Annotated in this window: 13 protein-coding genes; 6 read left to right on the forward strand and 7 right to left on the reverse strand. The window is 71.1% G+C overall.

The window, feature by feature from the left end:
- The first annotated feature begins 96 nt into the window (after positions 1 to 96).
- Positions 97 to 1,962: a murein biosynthesis integral membrane protein MurJ gene (gene murJ, locus ACIREO_RS21525; RefSeq protein ID WP_404112580.1), complete on the forward strand. Its 1,866-nt coding sequence runs from the start codon at positions 97 to 99 to the stop codon at positions 1,960 to 1,962.
- A 27-nt stretch (positions 1,963 to 1,989) separates the two neighbouring features.
- Here murJ and ACIREO_RS21530 read toward each other — a convergent pair whose 3' ends face one another.
- Complete coding sequence (locus ACIREO_RS21530; protein ID WP_404112891.1) at positions 1,990 to 2,652, reverse strand: lysophospholipid acyltransferase family protein; 663 nt, start codon at positions 2,650 to 2,652, stop codon at positions 1,990 to 1,992.
- 169 nt (positions 2,653 to 2,821) lie between these two features.
- Here ACIREO_RS21530 and ACIREO_RS21535 point away from each other — a divergent pair, with 169 nt between their 5' ends.
- Positions 2,822 to 3,448 (forward strand): LysE family translocator, encoded by a 627-nt coding sequence (locus ACIREO_RS21535; RefSeq protein ID WP_404112583.1) that lies wholly within the window; start codon positions 2,822 to 2,824, stop codon positions 3,446 to 3,448.
- A 297-nt stretch (positions 3,449 to 3,745) separates the two neighbouring features.
- A complete protein-coding gene (gene gntA, locus ACIREO_RS21540; protein WP_404112586.1) occupies positions 3,746 to 4,450 on the forward strand; it encodes a guanitoxin biosynthesis heme-dependent pre-guanitoxin N-hydroxylase GntA in 705 nt (234 codons plus the stop codon).
- 206 nt (positions 4,451 to 4,656) lie between these two features.
- On the opposite strand, the gene ACIREO_RS21545 is transcribed toward gntA, so the two are convergent.
- The 4 genes from ACIREO_RS21545 to ACIREO_RS21560 form a co-directional block, all read right to left on the reverse strand.
- Positions 4,657 to 4,860 (reverse strand): DUF397 domain-containing protein, encoded by a 204-nt coding sequence (locus ACIREO_RS21545; protein WP_404112589.1) that lies wholly within the window; start codon positions 4,858 to 4,860, stop codon positions 4,657 to 4,659.
- A complete protein-coding gene (locus ACIREO_RS21550) occupies positions 4,857 to 5,693 on the reverse strand; it encodes a helix-turn-helix domain-containing protein (protein WP_404112592.1) in 837 nt (278 codons plus the stop codon). The genes ACIREO_RS21545 and ACIREO_RS21550 overlap by 4 nt, the downstream gene beginning before the upstream one ends.
- Positions 5,694 to 6,144: 451 nt before the next feature.
- Complete coding sequence (aceB, locus tag ACIREO_RS21555) at positions 6,145 to 7,764, reverse strand: malate synthase A (protein WP_404112595.1); 1,620 nt, start codon at positions 7,762 to 7,764, stop codon at positions 6,145 to 6,147.
- Positions 7,765 to 8,019: 255 nt separating this feature from the next.
- Positions 8,020 to 8,625, reverse strand: coding sequence for an NTP transferase domain-containing protein (locus ACIREO_RS21560; protein WP_404112598.1), 606 nt, complete (start codon positions 8,623 to 8,625; stop codon positions 8,020 to 8,022).
- Between the two features lie 189 nt (positions 8,626 to 8,814).
- On the opposite strand from ACIREO_RS21560, the gene ACIREO_RS21565 reads away from it, so the two are divergent.
- Positions 8,815 to 9,132 carry a DUF5955 family protein gene (locus tag ACIREO_RS21565; protein WP_404112601.1) on the forward strand — a complete coding sequence of 106 codons (318 nt, stop codon included), beginning with the start codon at positions 8,815 to 8,817 and terminating at the stop codon, positions 9,130 to 9,132.
- 2 nt (positions 9,133 to 9,134) lie between these two features.
- Here the strand turns inward: ACIREO_RS21565 and ACIREO_RS21570 are convergent, their stop codons facing one another.
- A complete protein-coding gene (locus ACIREO_RS21570; RefSeq protein WP_404112603.1) occupies positions 9,135 to 9,767 on the reverse strand; it encodes a response regulator in 633 nt (210 codons plus the stop codon).
- A complete protein-coding gene (locus ACIREO_RS21575; RefSeq protein WP_404112606.1) occupies positions 9,764 to 10,999 on the reverse strand; it encodes a sensor histidine kinase in 1,236 nt (411 codons plus the stop codon). Before ACIREO_RS21575 ends, ACIREO_RS21570 begins: the two co-directional genes overlap by 4 nt.
- Positions 11,000 to 11,108: 109 nt before the next feature.
- Here ACIREO_RS21575 and ACIREO_RS21580 point away from each other — a divergent pair, with 109 nt between their 5' ends.
- On the forward strand, positions 11,109 to 12,191 hold the full coding sequence (locus ACIREO_RS21580) for an ABC transporter permease (RefSeq protein ID WP_404112608.1): 1,083 nt from the start codon (positions 11,109 to 11,111) through the stop codon (positions 12,189 to 12,191).
- On the forward strand, positions 12,188 to 12,868 hold the full coding sequence (locus tag ACIREO_RS21585; protein WP_404112611.1) for an ABC transporter ATP-binding protein: 681 nt from the start codon (positions 12,188 to 12,190) through the stop codon (positions 12,866 to 12,868). The genes ACIREO_RS21580 and ACIREO_RS21585 overlap by 4 nt, the downstream gene beginning before the upstream one ends.
- Positions 12,869 to 12,873 lie beyond the last annotated feature (5 nt).

Raw genomic sequence — 12,873 nt, forward strand, 5'->3', positions numbered from 1 at the left:
ACCGGTCCGGCCCAAGGGGGCGGCCGGGGCGTGCGGATCGAAATCGCACGCCAGTACGCTGGCTGCGTAAAGGCTGACGCACGGTGGGGGAAAGCAATGAGCGGGCCGAACGACCCGAGGGGCGGCACCCGGGGTTCCGGAGGTGGCACGCCGACCGACGAGACGATGGTGCTGCGCCTCCGGGCCGAGGACACGATGGCCTTGCGCCTCCCCGCCGGCACCACGCACGCGGCCGGGGCGGTCGCGGCGAACGCCGGCGGGCCGAAGCGGGACGACGGCTCACCCGAGCCGCCCGGTCCCGAGCAGGGGGCACGGTCGAAGCCGTCCGGGCCTTCGAGCCTGCTCAAGTCCAGTGCCGTGATGGCCGCGGGCACCATCGTCTCGCGTATGACCGGCTTCCTCCGGACCCTGGTCATGGCGGCGGCCATCGGCGTGGGCACGCTCAACGACTCCTACCAGGTGGCCAATGTCCTGCCCACGATGATCTACGTCCTGGTCGGCGGCGGGGCGCTCAACGCCGTCTTCGTCCCCCAGCTCGTACGGGCCATGAAGAAGGACGACGACGGGGGAGAGGCCTACGCCAACCGTCTGCTCACCCTCGTGATGGTCGCGCTGGCGGGCGTCACGGTCGTGTGCGTGCTCGCCGCGCCGCTGCTGGTGCACATGATGTCGCCGGAGATCGCCTCCGACCCGCAGCGGAGGGCGGTGACCGTGGCCTTCGCCCGGTACTGCCTGCCCACACTCTTCTTCATGGGCGCCCATGTGGTGCTCGGGCAGATCCTCAACGCCCGCGGCCGCTTCGGCGCGATGATGTGGACGCCGGTACTCAACAACCTCGTGATCATCGCCTCGTTCGGCAGTTTCGTCTGGGCCTTCGGCGGCTTCACCGAGTCCGGCGTCAGCCCCGCCACCATCACCCCCGAAGGGGTGCGGCTCCTGGGCCTCGGCACACTGCTGGGACTCACCGTGCAGGCACTCGCCATGCTCCCGTATCTGCGCGACGCCGGTTTCCGACTGCGTCCGCGGTTCGACTTCAGAGGCCATGGCCTCGGCAAGGCCATGGGCCTGGCGAAGTGGACGCTCCTCTTCGTGCTCGTCAACCAGCTCGGCATGATCGTCGTGACCCAGCTCGCCACCGAGGCGGGCTCCCTCGCCGAGGACGCGGGACACACGGGCTCCGGGATCACGGCCTACAACTACGCCCTGCTGCTGTGGCAGATGCCGCAGGCCATCATCACCGTCTCGGTCATGACCGCCGTACTGCCCCGGATCTCCCGCTCGGCCCAGGACGACGACAAGGCGGCGATACGGGACGACATCTCCTACGGTCTGAGGACCTCGGCCGTCGCCATCGTGCCCTGCGCGTTCGCGTTCCTGGCCCTGGGAGTACCGATGTCCACCCTGCTCTACGCCGGCTCGGGCGCCGAGGGCGCACGCGGCATCGGGTTCGTCCTGATGGCCTTCGGCCTGGGGCTCATCCCCTACTCCGTCCAGTACGTCGTCCTGCGCGGCTTCTACGCATACGAGGACACCCGCACGCCGTTCTACAACACAGTGGTCGTCGCCCTGGTCAACGCCGCCGGATCCGTTCTCTGCTTCGTCGTCCTCAGCCCCCGCTGGGCCGTCGCGGGCATGGCCGCCTCGTACGGCCTGGCCTACGCGGTGGGGGTCGGCATCGCCTGGCGCCGGCTCCGTAAGCGACTGGACGGTGACCTGGACGGCCGCCGGGTCCTTCGTACCTACGCGCGCCTGGTCGCGGCCGGCGCTCCCGCCGCACTGGCCGGAGGCGGTGTGGCGTACGCGCTGACCAGGGCCCTGAGCAGCAGCGCCTCGGGCTCGCTCGCGGCTCTGGTCGCGGGCGGTGCCGTCCTGCTCGTCGTCTTCCTGGCCTTTGCCCGCCTCCTGCGGATCCCGGAACTCAGCGCCCTGACCGGGATGGTGCGGGCGCGCCTCGGCCGCTGAGGCCAGGTGCCGGACCGCACGCTCTCCTCAGGCGGCGAGCGCGGCGGGTTCTCCGAGCCGGGCCGCGGCTGTGCGCCAGGCGGCCGTCACGGCTGTGTGCGCCCGCTCGGCCGGTGCGGCGTCCTCTGCCGCGAGTTCGAGTGGCTCTCCCACGTGGACGTGCAGTTCCGGGCGGCGCAGCGGCGCCGTGAACAGGCCGGCGAGCTGTTTGGCCGTGCTTCCCGAGGTGACCCGTCGGGCGCCGGCCTGGCCGACGGGCACCACCGGGGCCCCGGTGCGTCCGACGAGCCGGGACAGGCCGCTGCGGAAGGCCCCGGGCGCTGCTTCCGCGGCGTCCGTACGGTGCGGGAGGCCGCCCTCGGCGTAGATCAGGACCAGGCGCCCGCGCCCGAGCGCCTCGACGGCTCCGTCCAGGGCGTCCGCCGCTCGCCGGTCGCCACGGTGTACGGGGATGTGCCCTTCGAGGGCGAGCGCGCGGCCGAGCACCGGGACGCGCCACAGTCCGGCGGTCGCCATGACGACCGGACGGACCCCGAGGCGGTGCAGCGCGGCGAGCACGACGGCGGGGTCGGCGAGCGAGGTGTGGTTCGCGACGATGATGCTGCCGGGGGCGAGTTCGGCGCCCGCGTCGGCGGTGACCGTGAGGCGGCCGACGGCTGGCACCAGGGCGTCGGCGAAGCGGCTGAGCATGTCCGGTCTCCTGAGCTCGGCGATGTCGAGCTCCATCGTCGGCCGGTGGGGCGCCGGGAGCCTGAGTAGCCGCACTCATCTTCCGCGGCCCGGTGCCCGGGAGCTGACCACGGTCTCACTCTTCGAGAACCACTGGCGTGCCTGTGCCCCGTCCCGAACAGTGGGCTCCATGGTCGACACCTCTCTGTACGTGGCCTTCCTCGTCGCGGCCTTCGTCCTGTGCGTCACCCCCGGCCCCGACATGATGTTCATCGTGGCCATGGGCGGTCGCGGCGGCCCCGTCACGGGGCTGTTGGCGGCACTCGGGGTGGCCTGCGCGATGTTGGTGCACGCGGGCGCCGCGACCCTCGGCCTGTCGGCGCTGTTCACCACGTTGCCTGCGCTCTACCACGTGCTGCGTTGGGCAGGAGCGGCCTACCTCCTGTACCTGGCCGTCAAGGCGTTCCGCGACCGCTCGCTGCCGGGCGAGGAGGAACCGTCCGCGGGCCCCGGGCGGCAACGCGCTTTCTGGCAGGGCGCGGTGATCAACCTGCTCAATCCCAAGGTGATCCTCTTCAACGTCGCTTTTCTGCCCCAGTTCGTGGACCCGGGGCTCGGCCACGTCTCGGCCCAGTTCATGCTTCTGGGGGTCACCATCGCGGTCATGGGCTTCTGCGTCGACGGCACCGTCGGCCTGATGTCCGGCAAGCTCGCCGCCCTGCTGCGGGGCAGCCGCCGGGTGGCACGAGGACTGAACGTCTTCAGCGGCTCGGTGTTCGCCGCGCTGGCCGTACGCCTGGCCGTCGCGCCGAAGTAACGGGCCCGGCAGCCGGCGTCCTCCTGGCCCTCGCCCGCCTCCCCCCGGCTGCAAGATCCACTCGGATCCTGACCCTGGGTGACGAGATCGGGCCGGACTTTCGCTGATGGGCATCCGTCCCCCACAATCAGACAGCGACCTCCCCTCGTGACGCCACGGGCCCAGTCATGCCCGCTTCAGGCCGTCACCGCCGCACAGCCGCAGGACTGGGCGCCGCAGGCATGAGGTGGGCGCCATCGGAAGCACGCAGGACGATCTCCCTGTTGAGGAGGCACGTAGTTGGAAGGAAGGCTGGCCATGACGGTCGATGCGCGCGGCGAAGTCGAGGAGTTCATCCTGGGGGACCGGTTCTCCTGCCTGGCGGGTCGGTCCGCCTGGCGACGTGGAGGCATCGCCCATCGGCACTACGACGTCCTCGGGGGAGCGGAGTCCGCCCGGCTGATGGCGCTCGACCTCGCCGAGTTCGTGGAATCGGCGGACTGGAGCCCCCGGACGTTCAGCAGTTTCGTCGCGACCTTCGAGCAGCCTCGCGGAGTGGACGAGCTGCGGTTCGAGGAACTCCTCTGGCAGCAGCTGCAGTTGCTGCACGAGCAGGACGCGCGGACACACCGCTGGGCCGACGGCTACTCGTCGGATGCAGGGTCCGGGGAGTTCGCGTACAGCGTGGCCGGCCACCCCTTCTTCGTGATCGGCCTGCACGAGACCCACCGCAGGTGGGGCCGGCGGCCACCGTTCCCGATGCTCGCCTTCAACTCGCACGAGCAGTTCGACCGGATCAAGGGCGCCGGGATGTGGGACCGACTGGCGGACAAGATACGCAAACAAGACATCAAGCTGCAGGGTGACATCAACCCCAACCTGCACGAGTACGAACAGCTCTCCGAAGCCCGTCGCTACTCCGGCCGCGCCAAGCCGGCCGACTGGGAGTGCCCCTTCGCCGCCCGCGCGCCGGAGTCGCAACAGCAGGAGCGGGAGCTGACGGTCTCGGGCTCGGGCGCCTGAGGGGGCAGCGGGACGCAGTCCAGGCCCCGTGCTCGGGCAGCGGGTGACCGCCCGGACTGTACGGGCGCACTCGCTGAGTGGACGAGCAGTGCGCCAAGTATGGGGCCGTGCCAAGCCGGCCGACTGAGCCCCGCGAACGATCGTGTGCAGGAGGACGCCCCGCCGCCGGAACGCTCGGTGGCGGGGCGTCGCCGTCCGTCGGACGATCAGCCCTGCGTGGCGAACTCCACGAAGGCCGCCCAGCCGCCAGAGGCGATGGACAGGATCGGCCCTGTCTTGTCCTTCGAGTCGCGGACGTGGACGCTGTTCGTGCTGGTCGCAACCTCGACGCACTCGCCGCCCGCACCGCTGCTGTAACTGCTCTTGAACCACGCGGACTCAGGCGTCCCCACAGGCGCTTCGGCGTTCATGTCTCTCCCAGAGATTTCTCGATGAGGGCCAGCGATTCGCGCGGAGTGAGTGCCTGGGCCCGGAGGACTCCGTACTGCTCCTCGAACTCCCGGACCGACCTTCGCTCCGTGTAGAGACGGCTGTCCTTGTGCGCCTCAACGTACGCGATCCTCCGCTCTTCCTTGGTCTCGATCAAGGTGAAGGCTCCGGCCATTCCCGCGTGGTCCTCGCGCCGAGTCGGCATCACCTGGATCTCGACGTTGCGGTATTGGCCGACCAGGAGAATCTGCTCCAACTGCCCACGCAGCACTTCGTCCCCGCCCAGGGGACGGCTCAGCATGCACTCTTCGATCACGAAGCTGATGATGGGCCTGGGACGACGGGAGTAGATCTCCTGCCGGGCCAGACGTGCTGACACACGTCGCTCCACGATCTCCTCTTCCAGCACCGGTCGCCACATCTCGAACACGGCCCGGGCGTACTCCGCCGTCTGTAGCAGCCCGGGCACACCATGGTTGGCATACACATGCAGCTCGACCGCCTCCGCCTCCAGCCGCGCCGCATCCCGGAAGAACGCCGGATACTGAGCCCGGGCCACCTCCTCCTTGCTGGCCTTCAACACCCCACCCGCATCCAGCAGTTCATCCGCCTGGTCGATGAACTTCGGTGGCGGGATCCTGCGACCCTGCTCGAACGAGGCGATGCTCGACGGCGCGTAACCCGTCATCGTCCCGAACTCGGCCCGCTCCCGCCCCGCCCGCACCCGAAAGAGCTTCAAGTGCTGGCCGAACACATGCAGGATGCCCGACCCGACCTCGTACTCATGCTCCGTCTGCTGCCGCTGATCGTCCATGTCCTGCGCCTCCCGTTACCGTCCCGCGTCGCCCCGGCTGCCCCGAACGGCCCCCGCACCCGTGGATCGGCCAACTCCGTCCACCCAGGCCGGTCACGCACCGTCTTGCGTACAGTCCGCACGCGGACGCGTACAACGTGGACGTACCGGCGCGTCTCTCCTGGTCAACGGTATGCACGCGCCGAGATCGTTTCCCGGCTGAAGCGAGCGGTTCCCCCGGACGTGCGCACCAGGTTGCCGCCCGGCGGGGAACGTAAGGCGGGCGTTACTCGACCCGCCCCTGACTCTTCGACCTGACGAAGTCGGCGGAGGGCACGGCAACGCCCTCTCTCCGACGTCGACCAGGCCGGATTCGTCACCCTGGCGCCTTCCTGACGCGAGTTCGGACACGAGAAGCGCCGCCCCCGGTACCGACGGCACCGGAGGCGGTTGTTGCTTCACCCTGCGGACGTCAGCCCAGCTGCTCGTACGCCGGCAGCGTCAGGAAGTCCGCGTAGTCCTGGTCGAGCGAGACCGTGAGCAGCAGGTCGTGGGCCTGCTGCCACTTGCCGGACTCGAAGGTCTCCTCGCCGACCTCCGCGCGGATCACGGCCAGTTCCTCGGCGGCGACCTTGCGGGCCAGGTCCGCGGTGGCGTGCTCGCCGTTCTCGAAGACCACGTCCGCGTTGATCCACTGCCAGATCTGCGAGCGCGAGATCTCGGCGGTGGCGGCGTCCTCCATCAGGTTGAAGATGGCGACTGCGCCCATGCCGCGCAGCCACGCCTCGATGTAGCGGATGCCGACCGCGACGGCGTTGCGCAGGCCGTCGTACGTGGGCTTCGCGTCCAGTGTGTCGATGGCGATCAGGTCGCCGGCCGCCACCGAGACGTCCTCGCGCAGGCGGTCCTTCTGGTTGGGCTTGTCGCCCAGGACCGCGTCGAAGGAGGCCATCGCGATCGGGACCAGGTCGGGGTGGGCCACCCAGGAGCCGTCGAAGCCGTCGTTCGCCTCGCGGTCCTTGTCCGCCTCGACCTTCTCGAAGGCCACCTTGTTGACCTCGGCGTCGCGCCGCGAGGGGATGAAGGCGGCCATGCCGCCGATGGCGTGCGCGCCGCGCTTGTGGCAGGTGCGGACCAGGAGTTCGGTGTACGCCCGCATGAACGGGGCGGTCATCGTGACCAGGTTGCGGTCCGGCAGGACGAACTTCGAGCCGCCGTCACGGAAGTTCTTGACGATGGAGAAGAGGTAGTCCCAGCGGCCGGCGTTCAGCCCGGAGGCGTGGTCGCGGAGCTCGTAGAGGATCTCCTCCATCTCGTACGCGGCGGTGATCGTCTCGATCAGGACGGTCGCGCGGACCGTTCCCTGCGGGATGCCGACGTAGTCCTGGGCGAAGACGAAGATGTCGTTCCAGAGGCGCGCCTCCAGGTGCGACTCCGTCTTCGGCAGGTAGAAGTACGGACCCTTGCCGAGATCGATCAGACGCTTGGCGTTGTGGAAGAAGTAGAGGCCGAAGTCGACCAGCGCGCCGGGCACCGGGGTGCCGTCGAGCTGGAGGTGGCGCTCGTTCAGGTGCCAGCCGCGCGGGCGCGTGACGACGGTCGCGAGCTCCTCGGCGGGCTTCAGGGCGTACGACTTGCCGGACTTCGGGTCGGTGAAGTCGATGTTCCGGTTGTACGCGTCGATCAGGTTGAGCTGGCCGATGATCACGTTCTCCCACGTGGGGGCGGACGCGTCCTCGAAGTCGGCGAGCCAGACCTTGGCGCCCGAGTTCAGGGCGTTGATGGTCATCTTGCGGTCGGTCGGACCCGTGATCTCCACCCGGCGGTCGTCCAGGGCGGCCGGGGCCGGGGCGACCTTCCAGGTGTCGTCCACGCGGACGGCTTCCGTTTCCGGCAGGAAGTCCAGCGTGGAGGTGCGGGCGATCTCGGCGCGGCGCTCGCCGCGGCGGGCGAGCAGCTCGTCACGCCGGGGCGTGAACCGCCGATGCAGCTCGGCCACGAACGCGAGGGCCGCATCGGTCAGGACCTCGTCCTGCCTCGGCAGGGGCTCGGCGTCGACGATGGCCAGCGGGGACGGCGCTGGTGCGGACATGAGCTGTCACTCCTTCAGCGGGTGGTGCGGCGGCATCCCACGGCCGCCGGGTCGCCCGGGACGGCACGGGGTGCCAGGGCTCCGAGATACGGCCATGGGCACCGCCGGGGAACCGGAAGCGGAACCATGGGCTTCTGATCAGTGGATATTAGTTTCCTCATGGTGGAAGTTCAATGGTTTGTTGATATCGAGATTCTCCGGGTCGACAGAGGTGCGCCCGTGGTGGCGCGGCGTGCCAGGCTCGGTACGGTCCGTTCAATCCAGGCGCATGAGGTCCTCCGTCGTGTCGATGTCGTACGCCTGAGCCACATCGGAACACTCGACGAGCGTGATCGCATCGCGATGCGCCCGCAGATACGCCCGCGCTCCCTGATCACCGACCGCGCCCGCCGAGATGTCCGCCCACCGCTCGGCCCCGAACAGCACGGGATGGCCGCGCTCCCCGTCGTACGCGGCCGCCGCCAGCGTCGCCCGGGAGCGGTACGCCGCGCGGACCCGCGCGACCGCCTCCGCCCCGATACCCGGCTGGTCGACCAGGAGCACGAGGGCCGCGTCCACGTCGGAGCCCGCGAGAGCGCCCAACCCCGCCCGGAGCGAGGAGCCCATGCCCTCCTCCCAGGACGGGTTCTCCGTCACCCCGCACGCCGACAGGTCCGCCAGGGCATGCACCTCATCGGCCGCGGCGCCCAGGACGACACGGACGGGGCCGCACCCGCCGTTGCGCAGCGCCCGCACCGCGTGCTCGACCAGGGGGCGGCCACGGTGTTCCAGCAGTGCCTTCGGCCGGCCGCCGAGGCGCCGCCCGCCGCCGGCGGCGAGCAGGACTCCAGCGATTACGGGGATTCGTTGTGTGTGAGCCATGTGCCCTGGATACCACTGCTGTGCGTACCGGCGCGGTGGCTGTCAGTCCCCGGAGGTACTCTCATTACATGTCCGCACGGTGGCGCGCGCCACCGTCGATGGCGTTAACTTGCGGACGGCCCCAGGCACTTGACCGCCGCCCGGGGCCCGGTCGACACACCGGCACAATGACGTGCGAGGGGGAGTGCTTTGTTGCGAAGCGTGGGGCAGGAGCGGTTGGCCGGGAGCGGTGAGGACCCGAGGGTGACGGAGCTGCGTACGGCCGTCTCCAGGCTCCGCCGGGAACTCGCCGGACATCCCGCCGAGTTCCCGGACCGGGGTATCGCCGAGGACGAGCTGGCCGCGCTGGACGCCATGGCGGTCAGCGGACGGCCCGAGATACCCAGGCTGCGCCGTTCCCTGCTGCTGGTCGCCGGGGCGATCGGCTCGGTCAGCGCGCTGGCCCCGGGGCTCCGGGACGTACGGGTCGCGGTCGACCTCTTCGGGGAGCCGCCGCGCCACCCGTGACGTCAGCGGCGGATCAGGCGGCGCGCGGTCGCCGCGGCCACCGCCGACGTGCGTGAGTCGACGCCCAGCTTGGCGTAGATGTGCACCAGATGGGACTTCACCGTCGCCTGGCTCAGGAAGAGCCTCTTGCTGATCTGCTGGTTCGACAGCCCCTCGCCGACCAGCTGGAGCACCTCCAGTTCGCGCTTGGTCAGGGCCTGGGCCGGTGTCCGCATCCGGTCCATCAGCCGGTGGGCGACCTCCGGCGCCAGCGCCGAGCGGCCGGCCGCCGCCGTGCGCACGGCGGCGGCCAGCTCCTCCGGCGGGGCGTCCTTCAGCAGATAGCCGGCGGCCCCCGCCTCGACGGCGGCCAGGATGTCGGCGTCCGAGTCGTACGTGGTGAGGATCAGCACGCGGGGCGCGTCCGGCGCGGCGGTGATCGACGCGGTGGCCTCCGCCCCGTGCATGCCCGAGCCGAACTGCAGGTCCATCAGGACCACGTCGCACGCGCCGGTCGCGGCCAGGGCGACGGCCCGCTCCGCGGTGGGCGCTTCGGCGACGACCTGGAAGTCCCGCTCGGTGTCCAGGACCGCGCGCAGCCCGGCGCGGACGACCGGGTGGTCGTCGGCGAGCAGCAGCCTGATGGGGCCGGTCATGCCGCCCTGCCTTCTGTGTTTCCGGTGCCGTCCGAGTTCGTTTCGGCAGGCCCGTCGGCGGCCGGAAGCGGCAGGGTGACGGCGACGGCCGTCCCCTGACCGGGCCCCGACTCCACGCTCAGCGTCCCGCCCAGTGAACGGGCCCGCGCACGCATCGCGGGCAGTCCGAAGCCGCCGCCGCTGCTCGTCACCGGCTCGGCAGCCGTGTCGAAACCATCTCCGTCGTCCACCACGTCCAGGGCCACCGAAGTGTCCATGAAGCTGAGCGTGATCTCCGCCCGCCGTGCGCCCGAGTGCTGCACCGCGTTGGCCAGCGCCGACTGCGCGGTACGCAGCAGGGCCACCTCGTACGGGGTGGGCAGTTCGACCGGCCTGCCGCTGACCACGAACTGCACCGTGAGGTCCGCTGCCGAGGTGCGGGACGCCAGGCGGGACAGGGCCGCCGCCAGGGAGCCCTGCTGCAGGTCCGGCGGGGTCAGTGCCCGGACGAAGCGGCGGGCCTCGGCCAGGTTGTCCTGGGCCGCCTCGCGGGCGCGCCGGACGTGCGCGGTCGCGGGCGCGTCCTCGGGGAGCGAACGCTCGGCCGCCCGGAGCAGGAGCTGGATGCTCGACAGGCCCTGGGCGAGGGTGTCGTGGATCTCCCGCGCCAGGCGCTCCCGCTCGGCCAGCGTGCCGGCGGTGCGCTCCGCGTCGGCGAGTTCCGCCCGGGTGGAGACGAGCTCGTCGATGAGATGACGGCGCTGCTCGCTCTCACGGAACAGGGCGTCATAGCCGAGTACGGTCGCGACGGCCACCGCCGCGCCGAGCAGCGGGCCGATGAAGGTGCCCGGCGTGACCTCCTGCCCGTGCAGCAGGAAAGCGGCGATCGCGGCAGACGCCGTGACCGCGACGGCGGGCAGCCCCCACCGCACCGGAAGCAGGTGCAGCTGGAGGAAGTAGAGCGGGAAGGCCACCCACAGGGCGTCGGGCGACAGGGCGAGCAACGCCAGCCACACGGCCCCCAGTGCGGTGAGCCAGAGGGCGGCCGCCCGGGTGTGCGGCTGGACGACGGAGGCGAGCACGCCCGCCGCGTACACCGCGGCCATCACGCCCGCCACCACGACGACGGCCGTGGCGTGCCGGTCGCTGTCGCCGGTCGCGCGCAGCGCCGCGAGCACCAGCAGTCCCACCATCAGCGCGTGCAGACAGAGCCGCAGTGCGGTGGTGACGGGAGTGTGCGCACGCGTGTCCATGGCGTTCCAGCGTAGACGCGCCCCGCGCCGGGCCGGTCAATCGAAAGGTTGATGTCGGCCCCCTCCGGCGCGCGATGTTCTCGCAGGTCCGGAGGGTGAGCCTGGAGTCATGTTCGTCGCATGGAGAGATCTACGGTTCGCCCGGGGCAGGTTCGCCCTCATGGGCACGGTCGTCGTGCTGATCACGCTGCTCGTGGGGTTGCTGTCCGGCCTCACGGCCGGCCTGGGCAGGGAGAACACCTCGGCCGTCACAGGGCTGGACGCCGACCGCATCGCGTTCGGCGCACCGCCGGACGGGGAGTCGGCGTCCTTCTCGGATTCGGCCGTCGAGGAGAGCGCCTGGCACACCTGGGCGGAGCAGCCGGGTGTCACCGCCGCGCGGCCCCTGGGCATCCGGACGCTGAACGCCACGGCCGGCGACGGGAGGAGCACGGCCGCGGTGTCGGCGTTCGGCGTCGAACCGGGCAGCGGGCTCGCGCCGGCCGATGTGAAGGACGGCGGGCTCGTACTCTCGGAGCAGGCAGCCGACGACCTCGGCGCCGAGGCCGGTGAGACCCTCGGACTCGGCGGTGCGGAGATGACCGTGTCCGCGGTCAGGGGCGACGCCTCGTACAGCCATACGCCGGTGGTGTGGACCTCGCTCGCCGACTGGCAGCGCATCGGCGGGAGCGGGGGCAAGGCCGCCACCGTGATCGCCCTGACCACGACCGACGGCGCCGACCTCGCCGCCGGTGACAAGGCGGCCGGCACCAGCACGCTGACCCTGGACGACTCGCTCACGGCGATCGGCTCCTACCGGTCCGAGAACGGGTCGCTCCAGCTGATGCGCGGCTTCCTCTTCGTCATCTCGGCGCTCGTCATCGGGGCCTTCTTCACGGTCTGGACCATCCAGCGCAGCGGCGATGTGGCCGTGCTCAAGGCGCTGGGCGCCTCCACCCCGTACCTGCTGAAGGACGCGCTCGGACAGGCCGTGGCCATGCTGGCCGCCGGTACGGGCGTGGGCACCGCGCTGGCCGCGGGGATCGGTGCGCTGGTCGGCGGGGACGGCGGCGCCGTGCCGTTCGTGCTCGACGCCTCGACCGTGCTCGTCCCCGCAGGCGTGATGATCGTCCTCGGCGTGCTCGGGGCCGCCCTGTCCATCCGGCGGATCACCGCCGTCGACCCCCTCACCGCACTCGGGAGCGCCCGATGACCCTCACTCTCACCGACGTCACCCTCACGTATCCCGACGGCGACACCCGGCTCACCGCACTCGACCGGGTCTCCCTGGACGTGCCGGCGGGCACGCTCACCGCGGTCGTCGGGCCGTCCGGTTCGGGTAAGTCCAGCCTTCTCGCGGTGGCCGCCACGCTCGTCACCCCGGACCGCGGGCGCGTCGTCGTCGCCGGTACGGAGACGGCCGGGCTCAGCCGTGCCGGCAAGGCCGCCCTGCGCCGGGACAGCATCGGCATCGTCTTCCAGCAGCCCCATCTGCTGCCGTCCCTCACGGCCGTGGAGCAGCTCCAGGTGATGGCGCATCTGTCGGGCGGTCCGGTACGCGCGGCCCGGGGCCGGGCGCTTGATCTCCTGGACGCGGTCGGCCTTGCCGACCGTGCGGACCGCAGGCCGCACCAGCTGTCGGGCGGTCAGCGCCAGCGGATCAACATCGCCCGCGCTTTGATGAACGAACCCGCGGTCCTGCTCGTCGACGAGCCGACCAGCGCCCTCGACCACGAACGCGGCGCGGCGGTCCTCGACCTGCTGCTCGGCCTGACCAGGGAGCGTTCGACTGCCACGGTCATGGTCACCCACGACCGGGCGCATCTGGAGCGGGTGGACGGAACGGTGAGCATGGAGGACGGATGTCTGTCGGTACCCGCCCCGGCCTGAGAGGC

It is taken from the genome of Streptomyces sp. NPDC102441 (genome assembly GCF_044765585.1).
In the GTDB taxonomy this organism is placed as follows: Bacteria; Actinomycetota; Actinomycetes; order Streptomycetales; family Streptomycetaceae; genus Streptomyces.